The organism is Microbacterium sp. C23T, from assembly GCF_053345975.1.
On sequence record NZ_JBKFBD010000019.1, the window covers coordinates 1 to 19,933 of the forward strand.

Annotated in this window: 16 protein-coding genes and 1 pseudogene; 12 read left to right on the forward strand and 5 right to left on the reverse strand. The window is 70.5% G+C overall.

The genetic code is table 11. The annotated features are described in order from the left end of the window. Positions 1-194 precede the first annotated feature (194 nt). The 7 genes and pseudogenes from ACLBXX_RS11980 to ACLBXX_RS12010 form a co-directional block, all read left to right on the forward strand. A pseudogene (locus ACLBXX_RS11980) lies at positions 195-638 on the forward strand (LLM class flavin-dependent oxidoreductase); the annotation flags it as partial. Positions 639-648: 10 nt separating this feature from the next. After that, on the forward strand, positions 649-1,578 hold the full coding sequence (locus ACLBXX_RS11985) for an ABC transporter permease (RefSeq protein WP_447658197.1): 930 nt from the start codon (positions 649-651) through the stop codon (positions 1,576-1,578). Next, on the forward strand, positions 1,575-2,417 hold the full coding sequence (locus tag ACLBXX_RS11990) for an ABC transporter ATP-binding protein (RefSeq protein WP_447658198.1): 843 nt from the start codon (positions 1,575-1,577) through the stop codon (positions 2,415-2,417). Before ACLBXX_RS11985 ends, ACLBXX_RS11990 begins: the two co-directional genes overlap by 4 nt. Positions 2,418-2,479: 62 nt before the next feature. Beyond that, a complete protein-coding gene (locus ACLBXX_RS11995; RefSeq protein ID WP_447658199.1) occupies positions 2,480-3,253 on the forward strand; it encodes an ABC transporter permease in 774 nt (257 codons plus the stop codon). A gap of 51 nt (positions 3,254-3,304) precedes the next feature. Further along, positions 3,305-4,483: an ABC transporter substrate-binding protein gene (locus tag ACLBXX_RS12000; RefSeq protein ID WP_387144821.1), complete on the forward strand. Its 1,179-nt coding sequence runs from the start codon at positions 3,305-3,307 to the stop codon at positions 4,481-4,483. Between the two features lie 69 nt (positions 4,484-4,552). Then, on the forward strand, positions 4,553-5,887 hold the full coding sequence (locus tag ACLBXX_RS12005) for an aminotransferase class III-fold pyridoxal phosphate-dependent enzyme (protein WP_447658200.1): 1,335 nt from the start codon (positions 4,553-4,555) through the stop codon (positions 5,885-5,887). A gap of 46 nt (positions 5,888-5,933) precedes the next feature. Further along, a complete protein-coding gene (locus tag ACLBXX_RS12010; RefSeq protein ID WP_056372320.1) occupies positions 5,934-7,451 on the forward strand; it encodes a CoA-acylating methylmalonate-semialdehyde dehydrogenase in 1,518 nt (505 codons plus the stop codon). 118 nt (positions 7,452-7,569) lie between these two features. On the opposite strand, the gene ACLBXX_RS12015 is transcribed toward ACLBXX_RS12010, so the two are convergent. Then, positions 7,570-8,538, reverse strand: coding sequence for a diacylglycerol/lipid kinase family protein (locus tag ACLBXX_RS12015; RefSeq protein WP_447658201.1), 969 nt, complete (start codon positions 8,536-8,538; stop codon positions 7,570-7,572). A 101-nt stretch (positions 8,539-8,639) separates the two neighbouring features. After that, positions 8,640-9,095, reverse strand: coding sequence for an Lrp/AsnC family transcriptional regulator (locus tag ACLBXX_RS12020; protein WP_447658202.1), 456 nt, complete (start codon positions 9,093-9,095; stop codon positions 8,640-8,642). Positions 9,096-9,203: 108 nt separating this feature from the next. On the opposite strand from ACLBXX_RS12020, the gene ACLBXX_RS12025 reads away from it, so the two are divergent. From ACLBXX_RS12025 to ACLBXX_RS12035, 3 genes are all read left to right on the forward strand, one after another. Beyond that, positions 9,204-10,637: a DUF6421 family protein gene (locus ACLBXX_RS12025; RefSeq protein WP_447658203.1), complete on the forward strand. Its 1,434-nt coding sequence runs from the start codon at positions 9,204-9,206 to the stop codon at positions 10,635-10,637. Positions 10,638-10,711: 74 nt separating this feature from the next. After that, positions 10,712-11,425 carry an SDR family NAD(P)-dependent oxidoreductase gene (locus ACLBXX_RS12030; protein WP_447658204.1) on the forward strand — a complete coding sequence of 238 codons (714 nt, stop codon included), beginning with the start codon at positions 10,712-10,714 and terminating at the stop codon, positions 11,423-11,425. Positions 11,426-11,466: 41 nt separating this feature from the next. Further along, positions 11,467-12,537 (forward strand): threonine aldolase family protein, encoded by a 1,071-nt coding sequence (locus ACLBXX_RS12035; protein WP_447658205.1) that lies wholly within the window; start codon positions 11,467-11,469, stop codon positions 12,535-12,537. 214 nt (positions 12,538-12,751) lie between these two features. Here the strand turns inward: ACLBXX_RS12035 and ACLBXX_RS12040 are convergent, their stop codons facing one another. The 3 genes from ACLBXX_RS12040 to ACLBXX_RS12050 all read right to left on the reverse strand — a co-directional run bounded on the left by ACLBXX_RS12040 (position 12,752) and on the right by ACLBXX_RS12050 (position 17,156). Then, positions 12,752-14,377 (reverse strand): hypothetical protein, encoded by a 1,626-nt coding sequence (locus tag ACLBXX_RS12040; protein ID WP_447658206.1) that lies wholly within the window; start codon positions 14,375-14,377, stop codon positions 12,752-12,754. Positions 14,378-14,592: 215 nt separating this feature from the next. Beyond that, positions 14,593-16,506 carry a M3 family metallopeptidase gene (locus ACLBXX_RS12045; RefSeq protein WP_447658207.1) on the reverse strand — a complete coding sequence of 638 codons (1,914 nt, stop codon included), beginning with the start codon at positions 16,504-16,506 and terminating at the stop codon, positions 14,593-14,595. Between the two features lie 62 nt (positions 16,507-16,568). Beyond that, on the reverse strand, positions 16,569-17,156 hold the full coding sequence (locus tag ACLBXX_RS12050) for an NUDIX hydrolase family protein (protein ID WP_056372309.1): 588 nt from the start codon (positions 17,154-17,156) through the stop codon (positions 16,569-16,571). A gap of 88 nt (positions 17,157-17,244) precedes the next feature. On the opposite strand from ACLBXX_RS12050, the gene ACLBXX_RS12055 reads away from it, so the two are divergent. Both ACLBXX_RS12055 and ACLBXX_RS12060 read left to right on the forward strand, forming a co-directional pair. Next, a complete protein-coding gene (locus ACLBXX_RS12055; protein ID WP_447658208.1) occupies positions 17,245-17,913 on the forward strand; it encodes an alpha/beta hydrolase in 669 nt (222 codons plus the stop codon). A 251-nt stretch (positions 17,914-18,164) separates the two neighbouring features. Further along, entirely contained in the window at positions 18,165-19,820 is a 1,656-nt protein-coding gene (locus ACLBXX_RS12060; RefSeq protein WP_447658209.1) for an ABC-F family ATP-binding cassette domain-containing protein, read from the forward strand. Positions 19,821-19,933: the final 113 nt, after the last annotated feature.

The window sequence follows — 19,933 nt, forward strand, 5'->3', positions numbered from 1 at the left end:
AGCGAGGCACGAGCGAGACGAAACGCCCCGGACTTTGCGGAAAGTCCGGGGCGTTTCGTCTTCGCGCGCCAGAGCGCGCTCCGCTCAACGAGCGGGGGGGCGGGGTCAGCCTTCGTGGTGCCCGCCCCCCGCGGGCTCGCCCTCGGGCTGCTCGCCGTCCCCGGGCTCCCCCCCGGGTCCTGCGCCCCCCCCCCGGCCGCGCCCCCGGGTCGGGGGCGTCCTGCGGGGCGGCGCCGATGTACATCGGCGACGACTGGGAGCACATGCGCGAGCAGTGCCGCTGGTTCGGCGGCATGGTCGGCAACCACGTCGCCGACATCGTGGCGAAGTACGGCCATCACGGCGAGGGGGTGCCCGAGGCGCTCACCGACTACATCGAGCGCCGCCAGGGCTACGACTACAACACCCACGGCAAGGCCGACAACGATCACGTCGACTTCGTGCCGGACGACATCGTCGACCGGTTCTGCATCCTCGGCACGGCCGACGAGCACATCGCGAAGCTCGAGCAGCTGCGCGAGCTCGGTGTGACGCAGTTCGCCGGCTACCTGCAGCACGACAACAAGGAGGAGACCCTCCGTGTCTACGGCGAGACGGTGATCCCGGCGCTGTCGGCCCACGTGACGGCGAAGAAGTGACGGCGGCCGCATGAGGCCCATCGGCTGGTCGGCCCGGCGACAGGGCGAGCTGCGGGGGTGGATCGCGGCAGGATGGGGCGCGCTCGGGGTGCTCGCGGTGCTGGGGCTCTGGGAGCTGTACAAGTTCGCCGGGCCGAGCGAAGGATTCGTCGTCGGCGCCGTGCCGGGAGAGTCCGGCTCGGGCGTCATGCTGCTCCCCCGTACCCACGACCGCGCGATGCCGCACGTGTGGGACATGGCCGCACGGCTGTTCGCCCCGACGAGCGGCGGCGACACCCCGCCGCTGTGGGTCTCGGTGGCGGGCGCGGCGCTCGTGACGCTCGGGATCGCGGCCGTCGGATGGCTGATCGGCGTCGCCGTGGGCGCGGTGCTGGGTCTCGTGATGCAGCGCTGGCGACTGCTGGAGTGGGGGCTTCTCCCCTGGATCGTCGTGAGCCAGATCGTGCCGCTGATCGCGTTCGCGCCCGTGGTCAACGCGATCGGCAACCAGATCGACCGCGGCGGCGGCACCTGGCCGCAGTGGCTGTCGGTGGCCGTCATCGCGTCGTACCTCGCGTTCTTCCCGGTCGCCGTCGGCGTGCTGCGCGGACTCGCGTCGCCCGACCGCATCCACCTCGACCTCATGAACAGCTACGCCGCCGGCTACTGGGCGACCCTGTTCCGGCTCCGCCTTCCCGCCGCGGTCCCCCACCTCCTCCCCGCACTGCGGCTCGCGGCCGCGAACGCGGTGCTCGGCGCCGTCGTCGCCGAGGTGTCGATCGGCATGCGCGGCGGCATCGGCCGCATGCTCATCCAGCTCGCGGGTCAGGCCTCGTCGGACCCCGCGGCGCCGTGGGGTCCCACCTTCGGCTCGATCGCCCTGGGCCTCATCGCCGCCGGCTCCGTCGCCCTCATCGGCCTCGGACTCGCCAACTACCGCAGAGGAGAAGCGACCGCATGACCACGAGACCGGTTGCTGAGCCTGTCGAAGCACAGGAACCGTTCGCCGTCCACGCCGCCGGCGTCGGGAAGGTCTTCCCGACGAAGACCGGGGAGGTCGTCGCGCTGACCGACGTCGAGCTCGAGGTCTCGGCCGGAGAGTTCGTGTCGCTCATCGGGCCGTCCGGCTGCGGCAAGTCCACGCTGCTGCGCCTCATCGCCGACCTCGATCAGGCCACGAGCGGAACCCTCGAGATCTTCGGCAAGCCCGCCAAGCGCGCGCGCATCGACCAGGACTACGGCATCGCCTTCCAGCAGGCCGGGCTCCTGCCCTGGCGCACGGTCGGCGCGAACATCGGCCTGCCGCTCGAGCTCCACGGCACGGGCAAGTCCGACCGCGCCGCACGCGTCGCCGAGCTCGCCGAACTCGTCGGCCTCTCGGACTTCGTCGACCGGTACCCCGACCAGCTCTCCGGCGGCATGCAGCAGCGCGTCGCGATCGCACGGGCGCTCGCGGCGCGGCCGAAGCTCCTCCTCATGGACGAGCCGTTCGGCGCGCTGGACGAGATGACGCGCGAGCGTCTGCAGTCCGAGCTCACCCGCATCGCCGCCGAGACCTCCGCCGCAGTGGTGTTCGTGACGCACTCGATCCCCGAGGCGGTCTTCCTCTCCGACCGCGTCGTCGTGATGAGCCCGCGTCCCGGCCGCATCACCGACGTCATCGACACGGGCCTGGGCGACGTGCGCGACGAGGCGCTGCGGGAGTCGCCGGAGTTCTTCGACCGCGTCACCGCGGTCCGTGAGGCGCTCCACGGCACCCCCGTCACGCCCTTCGACAACCTCAGGGACCGGACATCATGACGGATGCTGCGACCACTATGCTCCCGGCTCCGCCGAAGCCGTCCGGCAGGGCGCCGCGGCCGATGCCCGCCGAGCGCGAGCTTCCGGGCTGGCTCAAGTGGGTGGCGCCCATCGTGGTGGGCATCCTGATCCTCGCCGTCTGGATCTTCTGGGTCGATGTGCTCGGCACCGCGCCGCGCATGCTGCCGAGCCCAATCGCGATCGCCGAGGAGTTCGTGAGGCGCTTCCCGATCATCCTCGACGACATGAAGATCACGGCCACGAATGCGCTGATCGGCCTCGTCGTCGGCTCGCTCCTCGCGCTGCTCTTCGCCGGTCTCGCCGCGGCCGCCAAGCCCGTCGACGGCATGCTCGCGCCGCTCGTGTCGGCGCTGGCCGTCATCCCGATCGTCGCGGTGACGCCGATCCTGAACACGATGTTCGGCGCATCGAGCCAGTTCGGGCGCCAGGCTGTCGCGACGATCGCCGCGTTCATCCCCGTGTTCGTCAACCTGCTGCGAGGACTCCGGCAGACCCGCCCCGTGCACCGTGACCTGCTCCGCGCGTCCGCGGCCTCCGGCTGGCAGACCTTCCGCTTCCTGACGCTTCCGACGGCGCTGCCCTACCTCATTACGGGCCTGCGCATCGCGAGCTCGCTCGCCGTGATCGCCGCGCTCGTGGCCGAGTACTTCGGCGGCCCCGCCGACGGCATCGGCACGGCGATCGCGACCTATGCGAAATCGGGCCGCGCCGCGCTCGCCTGGGCGTACGTGCTCGGCGGCATCATCATCGGCCTCGTGTTCTTCCTCGTGACCTCGCTCCTGGAGCGGCTGGCGACGAGGCGGACGTCGGCCTGACGGAATCCCGACCACCGAGGGAAAGACAACGCACCACACGAAAGGAACGCAATGAGACACAGCATCAGACGCGGCCTGGCCGCAGCATCCGTGTTCACCGTCGCCGCACTCGCGCTCGCGGCGTGTGCCGGTTCCGGTGACTCCGGCGACGACGGAGGGGGCGGGGGCGAGGACTTCGAGCCGCTCACGTCGATCAAGCTGCAGCTGCAGTGGCTGCCGCAGGCGCAGTTCGCGGGGTACTACGTCGCCCAGGAGAAGGGCTACTTCGAGGAGGAGGGCTTCGACGACGTCGAGATCGTCCCGTCGGGCGGCGACATCGTGCCGCAGGACGCGCTCGTCGCCGGCGACGTCGACTTCGCCATCGCGTGGGTTCCCAAAGTGCTGGGCACGCTCGAGGCCACGGGCGTCGAGCTCACCGACATCGCGCAGGTGTTCCAGAAGTCGGGCACGCTCCAGGTGTCGTGGAAGGGCGACGGCATCGAATCGGTCGCGGACTTCGAGGGCAAGCGGATCGGCTCGTGGGGCTTCGGCAACGAGTGGGAGATCTTCGCGGCGATGGCCGCCGAAGACCTCGACTCGACCACGGTGTCGATCACGACGCAGGACTTCTCGATGAACGCGCTCCTCGACAAGGACGTGGACGCCGCCCAGGCGATGACGTACAACGAATGGGCGCAGATCCTCGAGGTCGTGAACCCGGCGACCGGTGAGCTGTACCAGCCGGAGGACTTCGACGTCATCTCGTACGAGGAGACCGACGGTGCCATGCTGCAGGACGCCATCTGGGCCGACACGCAGCGCCTCGAAGATGACCCCGCCTACGCCGACGCCGCGGTGCGGTTCCTCAAGGCCGTCACCAAGGGCTGGATCTTCGCGCGCGACAATCCCGAGGAGGCCGCGTCGATCGTCTACGACATCGCCTCCAACGCCGAGGCGGCCTTCCCGGTCGGCCCGGTGCACCAGCAGTGGCAGATGAACGAGGTCAACAAGCTCATCTGGACCGGCGCCGACTTCGGCCTGGTCGACAAGGCCGCCTGGGACAAGACTGTCGCGGGCGCGCTGTCGGCGAAGAACCAGGACGACCTCGAGCTCATCACGACCGAACCCGCCGCCTCGGCGTACTCGAACGAGTACATCGAGAAGGCGCTGGCCGCACTGAAGGACGAGGGCGTCGAGGTCGCCGGCGAGTACACGCCGATCGACGTCACCCTCACCGAGGGCGGGCAGTAGGCACCACCACCAGCTGGGGCGTCGCGCGCAGGCGTGGCGCCCCAGCACCTCGACGAGGAGGATGAAGCGATGACCGAAGACCTCGACGCCCTCGCGAAGCAGCTCGACCGCGAGTTCGTGTTCCACTCGTGGTCCGCGCAGGCGGGCCTGGACCTCCCCGTGATCGCCGGCGGCTCGGGCACCGTCGTGTGGGACCACGCCGGCAACCGGCTGCTCGATTTCTCGAGCCAGCTGGTCAACGTCAACATCGGGCATCAGCATCCTGCCGTCGTCGCCGCCATCCGCGAGCAGGCCGAGCGTCTCGCGACCATCGGCCCCGCCACCGCGAATCTGCACCGCGGGCAGGCGGCAGAGCGCATCCTCGACAAGGCGCCCGACGGGTTCGCCAAGGTCTTCTTCACCAACGGCGGTGCCGACGCGATCGAGAACGCCATCCGCATGGCACGCCTCCACTGTGCTGCTCGAGGAGACGTGGGCCGTGAGACGGTGCTCTCGACGTACCGCTCGTACCATGGCAACACCGGCGCCGCGATCGTCGCCACCGGCGACTGGCGACGGATGCCGAACCAGTTCGCCCGCGGGCACGTGCACTTCTTCGGTCCCTTCCTGTATCGCACCGAGTTCTGGGCGACGACCCCCGAGGAGGAGTCCGAGCGGGCGCTGCAGCACCTGGAGCGGGTCATCCAGTCCGAGGGTCCCTCGACGATCGCGGCGCTGCTGCTCGAGTCGATCCCGGGCACCGCGGGGATCATGCTCCCGCCGCCGGGATACCTCGCGGGCGTGCGTGCGCTGGCCGACAAGTACGGCATCGTCCTCATCCTCGACGAGGTCATGGCGGGGTTCGGCCGCACCGGCCGCTGGTTCGCGTTCCAGGGCTACGACGTCGTGCCCGACCTCATCACCTTCGCCAAGGGCGTGAACTCCGGCTACGTCCCGGTGGGCGGCGTCATCATCTCGCCCGAGATCTCGGCGACGTTCGACGATCGGGTCTTCCCCGGCGGGCTCACGTATTCCGGTCATCCGCTGGCCGCGGCATCCATCATCGCCGCCATCGACGCGATGGAGTCGGAGGGGATCGTCGACAACGCCCGCCGCGTGGGCGAGGAGGCGATCGGCCCCGGACTGGCCGCGCTGGCCGAGAAGCACCCGCTCATCGGCGAGGTGCGAGGCGAGGGCGTGTTCTGGGCGCTCGACCTCGTCTCGGACCGGGAAACCCGTGAGCCGGTCGGCGCCGATGTGATCGGGCGTCTCAAGAAGGAGCTCACCTCGCGAGGCCTTCTGCCCTTCGCCGCGGAGAACCGCATCCACGTCGTGCCGCCCTGCGTGGTGACCGACGGGGAGGTGCAGGAGGCGATGTCGATTTACGATGAAGCTCTGACGAAGGTCGAAGGCGACCTCGCGTGACACGTGCACGCCCTCTCACGAGGAGGGCTTCCGAAGGAGGAACACGATGACTGACACCCTGCCGCGCACCGAGACGGCGGTTCTCGACCACTGGGTGAACGGGGCCCCCTGGGCCGGGGCATCCGAGCGCACCGGCCAGGTGTTCAACCCCGCGCTGGGAACGGTCCAGAAGGAGGTGCGGTTCGCGTCGCGTGAAGACGTGGGCGAAGCGGTGGATGCCGCGTCCGCGGCGTGGCTGCAGTGGCGCGACGCGTCGATCGCCAAGCGCCAGGGCGTGCTGTTCGCGTTCCGTGAGCTGCTCAACGCCCGCAAGGAGGAGCTCGCCGAGATCCTCACCGCCGAGCACGGCAAGGTGCTCTCCGACGCGCGCGGCGAGATCGCCCGCGGCATGGAGGTCGTCGAGTTCGCGTGCGGCCTCGGGCACCTGACCAAGGGCGCGTATTCCGAGAACGTCTCGACCGGCATCGACGTGTACACGCTGCGCCAGCCGCTGGGTGTGGTGGGCATCATCAGCCCGTTCAACTTCCCGGCCATGGTGCCGCTGTGGTTCTTCTCGATCGCGCTGGCCGCCGGCAACGCCGTGGTCTTGAAGCCCTCCGAGAAGGACCCGACGGCTGCGAACTGGCTCGCCGGCCTCCTCACCGAGGCGGGGCTCCCGGATGGCGTCTTCAACGTCGTGCACGGGGACAAGGAGGCGGTCGACGCGCTCCTCGAGCACCCCGACGTGCGGGCGATCTCTTTCGTAGGCTCGACGCCGATCGCCAAGTACGTGTACGAGACCGCGACCTCGCACGGCAAGCGGGTGCAGGCGCTCGGCGGCGCGAAGAACCACATGCTGGTGCTGCCGGACGCCGACCTCGACCTCGCCGCCGACGCCGCCGTGAACGCGGGCTTCGGCTCGGCCGGCGAGCGCTGCATGGCGATCTCGGTCGTGCTCGCCGTCGACACCGTCGCCGACGCGTTCGTCGCGAAGGTCGCCGAGCGCATGGCGGGGCTCAAGGTGGGCGACGGCACCCGCGGCTGCGACATGGGTCCGCTCATCACGGGTCAGCACCGCGACAAGGTGACGTCGTACCTCGACGTCGCCGGGGCCGACGGCGCCTCGGTCGTGGTCGACGGACGTGACGTCGAGATCGACGGAGACGAGAACGGCTTCTGGCTCGGACCGACCCTGATCGACAACGTGCCGACGACCTCGACGGTCTACACCGACGAGATCTTCGGCCCGGTGCTGTCGGTCGTGCGCGTCGAGGGTTACGAGGAGGGCCTCGACATCATCAACTCGAGCCGCTACGGCAACGGCACGGCCATCTTCACGAACGACGGCGGCGCGGCCCGGCGCTTCCAGCGGGAGGCGACCGTCGGCATGATCGGCATCAACGTGCCGATCCCGGTCCCGGTGGCGTACCACTCCTTCGGCGGCTGGAAGGCGTCGCTCTTCGGCGACGCCAAAGCTTACGGCCCGCACGGCTTCGAGTTCTTCACGGCCGAGAAGGCGATCACCTCGCGCTGGCTCGACCCGTCGCACGGCGGCATCAACCTGGGCTTCCCCCAGCACGACTGACCGGCCGGCGTCCCGCCCGCACGCGCCACTCTCTCCTTCGTTCGTTCGTCACGGATGTACGCCCCTATGGGCTTTCCACGTACATCCGTGACGAACGAACAAAGGGGCTGGTTGGGGCTCAGCGACCGACGTCCGGTCGCTGAGCGGGCGCGAACACCGTCACCGCTCGCGGCACGGCGACGCACCGCAGCGTGAAGCCGCCGCGAGCCCGCTCCTCGAGCTCGCCGTCGTGGACGAAGACGGACGGATGCCCCGGCTCGGGGCGCACGTGGAGTTCGAGCTCCCGCACCACGAGCCGCTCGATGTCGGCGTCGCGGGGGAACAGCCCGATCGCGCGCAGCACGGCCGCCGACCGCTTGCCGAACGCGAGCGACGCGAAGGCGCGGACCTTGGATCCGCGCGCGTGGTGGATGCGCACATCCAGCACGGCGGCATCCGTCTCCTGCCGCTGCATCGTCGCGACACGGTCGGGATCATTGCGGCCGACGCTGACGAAGACCGACCAGACCCGGGCCCGCCTGCCGCCGCGGACGATCGTCAGCGGCTCGGCGCGCCGCAGCGCGACCGCTGTGGCCACCGCACCGCCGAGCCACTTCCCCAGGCTGCTGCGACGCTCGCGCTCTTCGATGAGTTCCGGGTACGCACCCATGGACACCACGTTGAGGACGGTCACCGTCTCGTCGGCGTCGGCCGTCGCCTCCACCACACCGACCTCCACGGTCGAGCCGGCCGCGAGAGCATCGATGGCGTCGTCGACGCTCTCCACGCTGAGTGCCCGCACGAAGTGGTTGAACGTGCCGCCGGGCATGGCCAGCAACGGTCGATCGTGCTGTCGTGCGAGGTGCGCCATGCGCGACACCGAGCCGTCGCCGCCGTAGATCCCCAGCACGTCGGGTGCGGCATCCGTCTTCATCGCCGCATCGACGACCTCGGCGAGGTCCTCTCCCTCGCCGAGCTCGTGCACCCGTGCGGCCGGCAGTCGCTCGGCGAACGTGCCCGCTGGATCCGAGCGGATCACGGCGGACCCGGATCGCGCGTTCCGCACGATGAGCAGACCACGGCCGTCGGAGCGTGTCCTTGGGTCCATGCCGCGAGGGTACCGACGCAGACAGGGCTGAACGAGGGCTTGCGCCGGCGCCCGCGATCTGCGCGGAACAGCGAGACCCCCGCGCTGCGAGTACGGCACGCTCAGGCCGGGAGGATCGGCCGGTTCTCGTAGAACGTCTGCAGCACCACGGTCGTGCGCGTGTTGACCGACGCGGCGGCACGGATGTCGCGGATCAGCGACTCGAGATGGCGCGGCGACGCGACCCGCACCAGCAGGATGTAGCTGGCGTCGCCCGCGATCGAATGGCACGCCTCGATCTCGGTGAGGTGCTCGAGCAGCTCGGGGGCGTTGTCGGGCTGGGCGGGGTCGAGCGGCGTGATCTCGACGAACGCGGCGAGCGGCTTTCCGACGGCCTCGGCGTCGACGAGGGTGCGGTAGCCCGTGATGACGCCGCGGCTCTCGAGGCGGCGCAATCGCGCCTGCACGGCGGACACCGACAGTCCGACGGCTGCGGACAGGTCGGCGAGGGTGGCGCGGGCGTCCTTCGACACCTCGCGCACGATGGCGGCGTCGATCGCGTCATCCAGGGCGGGCATGATTCGACACTAGTCGCGCGAACAGGAAAATTTCCGGCCGAATCTCGGAGCCAAGGGAACTTCTCTAGAATCAGGAGCGAAACCGCACTCGAAGATCGGAGGTTCACCATGTCCAGCAGCACCCTTCACACGTCGAAGGCGATCGTCGGCGAACCCGAGGTCGTCGAGGACGCCCGCGTGGCCGAGACGAGCGACGCCTGGCTGCGCCTCAAGGCCGCGGCGACCGCGATCCAGAACCTCCAGGTGCACGACGGATCGATTCCGGATGCTGCCGCCCACGCCGAAGCACGCGGCCTGGTCACCGAGATCACGAGCGGCATCCGCGCACTCGCGCCCGCCTTCCCGCACGACGCCGAGTATCTCGCCGCGTCGGGGCGCGACTTCGATCGCTGGATGGACCAGGGGTTCGGCGTCCCCGACTTCCTCGAGTCGCTCGAAGCCTTCCAGCCGCAGCAGCACCGGGCCGACGGCATCCGTCATCTCGTCGTGTTCCCGATGTACACGCAGAACGGCTCGAGCGACCGCCACGTCGAGGCCGTGCTCGTCGAGGTGATCTGGCCGGAGTTCATCGCGCAGCTCGAGGCCGGCGACTACGGCAACAAGCTGTTCGTGTCGCTGCGGTTCGTCGACTTCACCCCCGGGTACGACACGAACTCCGCGGTGCTGTTCCCCGAGACCGTCGCGATGCGCGAGATCCCGACGTTCACGTGGGGCGCGATCTTCCAGGACCGCGAGGCCGCGCGCTACCGCCGCGTCGTCCGTGCCGCCGCCGGCATCACGAAGCTCGACCTCCCCGCCGACGCCGCGCGCATGCTCGACGACCAGGAACTGACCGAGAAGACGTTCGTGATGTGGGACGTCATCCACGACCGCACGCACATGCGCGGCGACCTGCCGTTCGATCCGTTCATGATCAAGCAGCGGATGCCGTACTTCCTGTACTCGCTCGAAGAGCTGCGGTGCGACCTCACGGCGTTCCGCGAGTGCGTCGCGATCGAGCGACGCCTGACGGCGCGGGTCGAGGCGGGCGAGAGTCTGGACGCCGCCGAGGCCGAGATGCTCGAGCACGCGAAGCTCGTGCAGTACGCGGTGATCTTCGACCGCATCTTCCGGTTCTCGATCACGGGCTCGCGCGTGCGCAACTACGACGGACTCGGCGGCCAGCTGCTGTTCGCGTGGCTGCACCAGCGCGACGTGCTGCACTGGACCGACACCGCGCTCGCCTTCGACTGGGACGACGTGCCCGCGGCGGTGATCGCGCTCGGCGAGGCGATCGACGAGCTGTACTGGCGCTCGATCGACCGGCCGAAGACCGCGCACTGGCTCGCGGCGTACGATCTCGTGCGCTCCACGCTGACGCCCAACCCCGCTTCGCGGTGGGCGCGGGGCCTCCCCGACGAGATCCTCGCCGGCGCCCCGAGGGGCTACACCGACGCGGTCCTGGACGACGAGTTCCCGCTGTCGATGTTCTTCGAGGCGCTCAACAAGAAGATGAAGCCGGTCATCGAGTCCACCGCCGGGATCACGGGGCGCGATTCCTGACGCCGACACGGGCGTTCTCGGCGAGGCTCGCCTCTCGCCGAGAACGCCCGTTCGCGACGTGGGAAGGTGGAGGCATGAGCGTCTCAGGCAGACTCGTGATCATCGCCGGCGCGACCAGCGCGTCGGGCCTCACCGCCGCGCGCGTACTGCGCGATGCGGGTGCGCGCGTGGTGGCAGTCGGCCGCGACGCCGGCAAGCTGCGCGGCCTGGTCGAGTTACTCGAAACGGATGCTGCGTCCCTGGCCGGAGGCACCGCAGGAAGCGTGCGCACCGAGGTGTGCGACCTGGGTGACGAGGCCCAGGTTGCGGAGCTGGCAGAGCGCATCCACGCAGCGGACGGCCCGGTCGACGGGGTGCTGCACCTCGTGGGCGGATGGCGCGGCGGCGGCGGCCTGGCGGGGCAGAGCGACGCCGACTTCCGCTTCCTGGAGGGCTCCCTCACGGCGCTGCGCCACGTGAGCCGTGCGTTCGACGCCGACCTGCGGGCCTCCGAGGCGGGCCGGCTCGCGGTGGTGTCGTCCACGGCGGTGGCGCGTCCGCTCGCCGGCGGCGCGAACTACGCCGCGGTGAAGGCCGCGACCGAGGCGTGGGCCCGCGCCGTCGCACAGGGCTTCGCGAAGGACGCCCGGGATTCCGGGAAGCCGCAGGCCGCAGCATCCGTGATCTTCCGCGTGAAGAGCCTCGACAGACTCGAAGAGGCCCTCGCGCACCGGTTCGCCGACCTCTGGATCGCCGAAGCCGCCGACATCAACGACACCATCGTCGAGCTCACCGACCCCTCGCTGTGACGGCCGCGGTGCGGCCGCACGCGATACGAGATTGGACACCCGTGACCACGATCCACGACCCGAACCTGCGCGGCTTCGCCAGCGACAACTACTCCGGCATCCACCCCGAGGTGCTCGCGGCGATCGCCGCCGCCAACGACGGCCACCAGGTCGCGTACGGCGACGACGTCTACACCGAGCGTCTGCAGTCGGTGATGGCGCGCCACTTCGGCGAAGGCGTCGAGGCGTACCCGGTGTTCAACGGCACCGGTGCGAACGTCGTCGGGTTGCAGTCGATGCTCCCCCGCTGGGGCGCGGTGGTCTCGGCCGGGACGGCGCACATCAACGTCGACGAGGGCGGCGCGCCCGAGCGCGTGGCCGGCATCAAGCTGCTGACCGTCCCGACGGACGACGGCAAGCTCACCCCCGAGCTCATCGACCGTGAGGCGTGGGGCTGGGGCGACGAGCACCGCGCGCAGCCGCTCGTGGTGTCGATCACCCAGTCGACCGAGCTCGGCACGCTGTACACGGTCGACGAGATCACGGCGATCGCGGACCACGCGCACAGCCTCGGCATGCACGTGCACATGGACGGCTCACGCATCTCGAACGCGGCCGCATCCCTCGATGTGCCGTTCCGCGCGTTCACACGCGACGCGGGCGTCGACGTGCTGAGCTTCGGCGGGACCAAGAACGGTGCGATGCTCGGCGAGGCCGTGGTCGTGCTCAACCCGTCGGCGTCGGAAGGACTCAAGTTCCTCCGCAAGCTCGACATGCAGCTCGCGTCGAAGATGCGCTTCGTGTCGGCGCAGCTGCTCGCTCTCCTCGAGGGCGACCTGTGGCACCGCAACGCCTCGCACTCCAACGCCATGGCCCAGCGCCTGCGCCACGGCATCGAGGCGGGGCTCGCCGACGGCTCGATCTCGGGCATCGAGTTCACGCAGCCGACGCAGGCGAACGGCGTCTTCGCGACCCTGCCCGACGGCGTCGCCGAGCGCCTGCGCACCTCGTTCAAGTTCTATGACTGGGATGCTGCGAAGAACGAGGTCCGCTGGATGTGCAGCTTCGACACCTCCGAGAACGACATCGACGCCTTCCTCGCCGCCATCGCCCGCGAGACTTCGGCGGCCTGACTCCCCGCGAAACTCGGATTTCTGGCGAGAGTCGGACCGATCCCCGCGGGATCGTCCGACTTCCGCGGGATCTCCGAACTCGGCCACCTCGTTCCTCGCTCGTTGAGCGAGCGAGGCACGAGCGAGACGAAACGCCCCGGACTTTGCGGAAAGTCCGGGGCGTTTCGTCTTCGCGCGCCAGAGCGCGCTCCGCTCAACGAGCGGGGGGACGGGGTCAGCCTTCGTGGTGCCCGCCCTCGGCGTGCTCGCCCTCGGTCTGCTCGCCGTCCCCGTGCTCACCCTCGGGTCCTGCGCCCTCGCCGTCCGCAACCTCGGCGGTCTCAGCCTGGTCGACCTCGGTCTCGGCGACCGCAGCCTCGGCATCCACGGCGGCGGCAGCATCCGTCTCATCCGTCTCGATCTCGTCGCTGGCGGCGTCTTCGGCCGACGTGAGGGGGGTCTCGGGGCGGATCAGCTCCTTGACCTCGGCCATGAAGCTCATCAGCTGGTGCTGCTGCCAGCGCAGCTGGCGGGTGCGGTCCTCGGCGTCGCGGAGCACGGACTGCGAGTGGGTCGTCACGAGGTCGATGATGCGCTCGGCCTTCACGTGTGCGCGGTCGAGGTGCTCGCGGGCGCGCAGCTGCGCGTCGGCCTCGATCTGCTGCGACTGGGCGCGCATGAGACGCTCGAAGTCCTCGGCCTTCACCGACACACGCTGGGCGTGCTCGAGCGATGCGGCGACCTGCTCGTTGGCGTCCTGCGTGATGCGCTCGGCGTGCGCGACCGCCTGGTTGTGCAGCACGAGGAACTCCTGGTGCGCGTCATCCTGGCGGCGGGTGAGGGATGCCTCGAACTCGAGGGCACGCAGACGCAGCTCGCGCACCGTTTCTTCGGCCTCCGAGCGGTCGCGGGCGGTCTCGCGGGCCACGGTCGAGCGCAGCACGGCCGCGCCCTTCTCGGCCTCGGAACGGATGGCAGCGGCCTCGCGCTCGGCCTGCGACACCTTCTCGGCCGCGTGCGCGGCCTCGCGCTCGAGGCGCGCCTCGTGCGCGGTGAGCTCGGTGTCGATCTTCAGCTGGATCTGCTGGGCGTCGTGCTGCGCCTGCGAGACGATGCCGTCAGCCTCGGCCTGCGCGGATGCGCGGCGGTTCGCGATCTCTTCGCGCGCGGCCTCGAGCAGGCGGTCGCCCTGGATCGTGGCATTGCGGATGAGCAGGCTCGCCTGGTCCTCGGCGACGCGCAGCACCTCTTCGAACTGCTGACGGTTGGGCGACTCGGTGGTCGCGCCGACGAGCTCGTCGCTCAGGGTCTGCACGCGCTGCTCGGCGTCGGCGATCTTGGCGTTCGCGAGTTCGAGCTCGCCCTGCAGCCGCTGGACGGCGTCGCCCTCTTCCTCGCGGGCGGCCGATGCCTCGGCCGCGACGCGCTCGAGGTCGGCCTGGCGCGTCTGCTCGGCTTCGGCGAGAGCCGCTTCGAGACGCTCGACCTCTTCCTGCCGAGCGACGAGGGTGGCGTCGATCTCGGCCTGACGTTCGGCGATCGCCGCATCGATCTCGGCCTGGCGGCGCTCGTTGGCCGTCTGCAGCTCGGCCTCGAGGCGCTCGGCCTTCGCGCGGCTCTGGGCGACGGCGGCACCCGCGCGGCGCTGGTGCTGCTTCAGCTGTGCGACCTCGTCGCTGGCGGCGCGCATGCGCGCGTCGAGCCCGGCGATGGCCGCGTCGACCTCTTCCTTGTCGTATCCGCGGAAGGTCGTCGTGAAGCCCGATCCGAACGCGGTGGTCGCCGTGTCGCCGATGAGGTTGTCGAACGGGGTCGGGTCGTCCTGACCCGTGTTTCCGGCGCTCTGGGCGTGGTCGGACATCGGTATCTCCGCTTTCTGTGGCGAGGGTGGTGCAACTTCGGCGAGTGCTCGCGGCGGAGGCGTGCGGTACCGCGCCCGCCGCGCCGGCGAACGGATCGCCGCGCGCGCGGGCAGCGGTGGCCGCACCGTCCTCGACGACACCGGGGGGTGTGTCGCGGGTGACTGCGCTTCGGGGGTAGGTGAACCCTACAACGCCGCGCTGTGTGCGCGAAACGTCATTCGCCCGCGAGCCACTCGCGGTACGCGTCGAACGACGAAGGGCGCCCCAGGAACGCTTCGACGAGGTCCCGCGCGTCCCGCGATCCGCCCCGTTCCAGCACCTCCGCGCGGTAGCGATGGGCGGCTTCGGGGTCCATCAATCCCGCCCCGAACCCGCTCAGCAGGTCGCGCGCGATCACCAGGCTCCATTGGTAGGTGTAGTAGCAGGCGCCGTACCCCGTGAGGTGCCCGAATCCGGCATACGAATGAAGTCCGCCCAGCGGCTGGACGGGACTGGATGCTGCGTACAGCCGCTCCGTCTCGGCCTGAAGGTCGGTGGGCCGGTCGACGTGCAGGTGATACGACACGTTGGCATGCCCCAGCTGGCGGCGCACCTCGAGCGCACGCCCGAAGGCGTCGGCGGTGCGCATGCGCTCGACGAGATCGGCCGGGATCGGCTCGCCGTCGGCGTTCGCGCTGAACGAGGCCAGGACCTCGGCGTCCCATGCCCACTCCTCGAGGAGCTGGCTGGGTGCTTCGACGAAGTCCCACTCGGTCGCGACCCCGCTGAAGCGGGCGAAGCGCTGCCGGCCGCCCAGGATGTCGTGCACGAGATGCCCGAACTCGTGGAAGAACGTGACCACCTCGTCGTGCTCGAGCAGTCCGCGCGAGAAGTTGCACAGGAGCGCCGCCTCGGGAAGCACACGTCCGGAGACGCCGGGCGCGAGCGGGAAGCAAGCGGCGTGGCTGAACTTGCCCTCGCGCGGGTGCAGGTCGAGGTGGATGCGCCCGAGGCGATCGCCGTCGCGCACGACGTCGTAGGTCTGCACGTCGTCGTGCCACGCGGGGGCGTCGACCGGCACATACTCGACGTCGAGCAACCGGCCGGTGACATCGAGAATGCCCGCGACGACGCGCTCGAACGGGAAGTACGACCGCACGAGCTGTGCGTCGACGTCATACTGCTCGCGCTTGATCGCGCCGAGCAGGTACCAGAAGTCGGCGATCGAGACGACGTCGGCATCGGGGGTGTCACGGCGCAGGCGTTCGAGCAGGATCGGGTACTCGGCATCCGTCGCCGCCCGCGACGCGTCGTCGAGCCGGGAGAGGAACGCCGGGATCTCGGCCCCCGACCCGATCATGCGGGTCTCGGTCTCGTAGTCGGCCCAGTCCGCGTACCCGAGCAGACGGGCGCGCTCGGCGCGCACGTCGAGCAGCTCGGCCAGGATCCCGTCGTTCTCGGGCCACGCGAGGTCGTTGTAGGCGGTCACCAACGCGACGCGGGTCGCACGGTCGTGCGCGTAGTCGCGGACCGGCATGAGGTCGGGGTAGTCGGTCGACAGTGTCACCCGGCCCTCTGCATCGGCGGGGTGGGCGTCGATGAAGTCCTGCGGCATTCCGCCCAGGCCCTCCGCCGGAACGGTGATCTCGCGGCGCCCGTCGCGGATGTTGCGCGAGAACGCCAGCGACAGCTCGGTGTCGCGGTCGGCCAGCTGCCGGGCACGCTCGCGGTCCGCCTCGTCCAGCTCGACGCCACCGCGGCGGAAGTCGCGCAGCAGGTGCGTGAGCAGACGCGCCTGGTCTGCGTCGAGACCGTCGGTCGAGGCATCCGCGAACGAATTCCACAGATCGCGGTTCAAGAGGCGCGCCGCCGACAGCGACTCGACCGCCTGCACCTGCGACTCCGCGATCTCGCGCACCTCGGCGTCGGGGTGCGCCTCGCTCACGACGTAGGCCTCGCTCAGCGCCTCGGCGAGGGCGATGTCGGCGTCGTTCCAGAGCTCGAGGCGTGCCGCGGTCGTCAGTTCCGCGCCGGAGGTCAGGCGGGCGTCGATCTCGTGCACGCGGGCGATGCGCTCGGCAGGGCGCGCGGTCGCGAAGGCCGCCCAGCCGGCGGCGTCGGACGGGAAGGGCAGGGGTGCGAGAGTCACCCTGCGAGCCTATGCGCGGGCGGTGACACCGCGCGAGGGCGGGATCCGGGCGGGCGCGAGGGTCAGCGCAGCGCGCCGACGCTTGCGAGCGCCATGCGCACGAGGGTGCCGCGGCCGCCCTCCATCTCGGCGGAGAGGGCATCGGATGCCGCCTCCTCCGGTGTCAGCCAGGTCACCTCGAGCGCGTCCTGACGTGGCTCGCACGTGCCGGTGACGGGGACGACGAACGCGAGCGACACCGCGTGCTGCCGGTCGTCGTGGTAGGCGCTGACGCCCGGGAGCGGGAAGTACTCGGCGACGGTAAACGGCGTCGGCTGCGGCGGCAGCATGGGGAAGGCCATCGGCCCGAGGTCGTTCTCGAGGTGCCGGAACAGCGCGTCGCGGACGGTCTCGCCGTACCGCACGCGACCCGACACGATGGTGCGCGAGATCTCCCCGATGGGGGTCGCCCGCAGCAGGATGCCGACTTGCGTGACCTGACCCATGCCGTCGGTGCGCACCGGAACGCCCTCGACGTAGAGCATGGGCAGCCGGCGACGAGCCTCTTCGAGCTCGATGTCGCTCAGCCACGCGGGATTCGAGACATTGCCGGCCGGCGGGCCGAACGGCTCGTCACCCGCAGGTTCGGGGTCGGGAGTGCGCACGGACATGCCTCTTGTATACCCCGCGCGACCCACCCGCGACGAGGACCGCTGTTCCCGCCTCGGCCGTGTCGGCGTCGCATGTCAGGATGAAGGCATGCCGGAAGCGCTCGTTCTCGATGCCGACGCCGTGCTGTGGTCGACCGAGCGGTCGGCCCTCGCAGGACGCCACCTCCTCCTTCTCCTGCACGGCTACGGCGCCGATGAGCATGACCTCTATCCCCTGCGCGGCTACCTTCCCGACGCCTTCGTCGTCGCGAGCCTCGCCGCTCCCCTCGTTCCGCCGTGGCCGGCGCCCGGTCGCTCCTGGTACCCGATCGACGGCCTGGACGGCCGCGACCCCTCGCACGTCACGCGCGCTGCCGAGGCGGTGATCGACTGGGTCGACGCGCACGCGGGGGGAGCAGCATCCGTCGGTCTGCTTGGTTTCTCGCAGGGCGGAGCGGTCTCGCTGCAGGCCGTGCGTCTCGACCCCCAGCGGTTCGCGTTCGCCGCCAACCTGTCGGGCTACGTGACGCCCGGCGAGCTGCCGAAGGACGCCGAACTCGCCGAGCGGAGGCCTCCGGTGTTCTGGGGCCGGGGCACCAACGACGACGTCATCCCGGGCTTCCTGGTCGAGCACACGACGCAATGGCTGCCCGAGCACGTCGACCTGAGCGGTCGCGTGTACCCGGGCCTCACGCACAGCGTGTCGGAGCAGGAGCTCGACGACGTGCGGGTCTTCCTCGACAAGCAGCTCGAAGACCTCACGACGGCCGGGTCCTGACGCCCGCCCTGGCCCTGTCCAGGGATATCGGCTATGGTGGCTGACGGCCTTGTCCCCTCCGTGAGGAACTCCCTTGAAGCTGATCGACGCGACCGCGCTGTAATCGCGCTGCTCCGTCGACTCTCGACGCGCCAGCGCTTGAACCACTTCGCGCTGCCGTCGATCCGCCGCTTCCTCACCCCGCTCCGGCATGCCCGGGCGCCGGTCCTGCGGCCCCTCGGTGTCAGCGCACGTCTGACACAGGAGGCCTCATGCCCGCTCACACCCTCACCCCTGCCATCGTCCTCGACCGGGTCTCGTTCGCCTGGCCCGACGGCACCGCCGCGCTCTCGGATGTCTCCGGAGCGTTCGGCACAGGCAGCACCGGTCTCGTCGGCCGCAACGGCTCCGGCAAGTCCACGCTCATGCGGCTCATCGCCGGCGAGCTCACGCCCTCGGGCGGTCACATCGCACGGACGACGGATGCTGCATACCTTCCGCAGCGCCTGACGCTCGACGTCGACCGGCCCGTCGCCGACCTGCTCGGCGTGGGCGACACGCTCCGGGCGCTGCGCGCCATCGAGTCCGGCGATGCCGACCCGCGTCACTTCGACGCGGTCGGCTCCGACTGGGACATCGAAGCGCGCGCGCACGCGGCGCTCGCTGACGCCGGTCTCGTCCCCGACATGCTCGACCGCAGCGTCGGGCAGCTGTCGGGCGGCGAGGCGGTGCTCACCGCGATCGCCGGCATCCGGCTGCGTGGCGCGTCGATCGCGCTGCTCGACGAGCCCACCAACAACCTCGACCGCCAGGCGCGTTCACGTCTGCACGACATGGTGCGCTCGTGGCGCGGTGCGCTGATCGTGGTCAGCCACGACACGTCGCTGCTCGAGCTGATGGACGACACCGCCGAGCTCTACGCCAACTCGCTGTCGGTCTTCGGCGGCCCGTACTCCGAGTGGCGGGCGTGGCTGGATGCCGAGCAAGGCGCCGCCCGCGATGCCGAGCGCGCCGCGCGCCAGGCCGTCAAACGCGAGAAGCGCCAGCGCATCGAGGCCGAGACGACGATCTCGCGCCGCGCCGCGATGGGGCAGAAGGCCTTCGACGAGAAGCGCGTGCCGAAGATCGTCGCGAACGGGCGTCGCATGGCCGCCCAGGTGTCGGCGGGCAAGCTGCGCGGCGAGAAGGCAGATCGCGAGGCATCCGCCCGCGACGCCCTCGATGCCGCGGAGCGCCGTGTGCGCGACGACGACATCGTGAAGATCGACCTGCCCGACCCGGGTGTTCCGGCCGGGCGCCGCATCGCCATGCTCGGCGACGGCGAGCGCTCGTGGATCATCCAGGGACCCGAGCGGGTCGCGCTGATCGGCCCCAACGGCGCCGGAAAGACGACGCTGCTCGAGCGCCTCGTCGGCTCCGATGCGGAGGATTCAGGAGAACCTGTCGTCGACGGCCCGGAAACAGGTGCCGTAGCCGGATTCCTCCTGAGTTCTGTGCGCGGCACGCTGCACACCGACCGGGTCGGCTACCTCCCGCAGCGCGTGGACGGACTCGATGACGCGGCATCCGTGCTCGAGAACGTCGCCCCGTCGGCGCCGAACGTCACGATCGTCGAGCTGCGCAACCGGCTCGCGCGGTTCCTCATCCGAGGAGCCGCGGTGGAACGTCCGGTCGGAACGTTGTCGGGCGGCGAGCGGTTCCGGGTGGCGCTCGCGCGGCTCATGCTCGCCGATCCGCCGCCGCAGCTGCTCGTGTTCGACGAGCCGACGAACAACCTCGACCTCGACACGGTCGACCAGCTCGTCGACGCGATCGCGGCGTACCGCGGCGCGGTGCTCGTCGTGAGCCACGACGACGCGTTCCTCGAACGGATCGGCGTGAGCCTCGTGCTCGAGCTCGACCGCGACGGCACGCTCACCGAACGCTGACGCCGGGTCGCGGCATCCGTCTCCGGAACAGGGATGGATGCCGCGGCCTGGCCCCCGCGCGAAGCGGGGGGCTCGCACCCGTGCGGGCGCTCACCGACACGAGCAGGATGGAG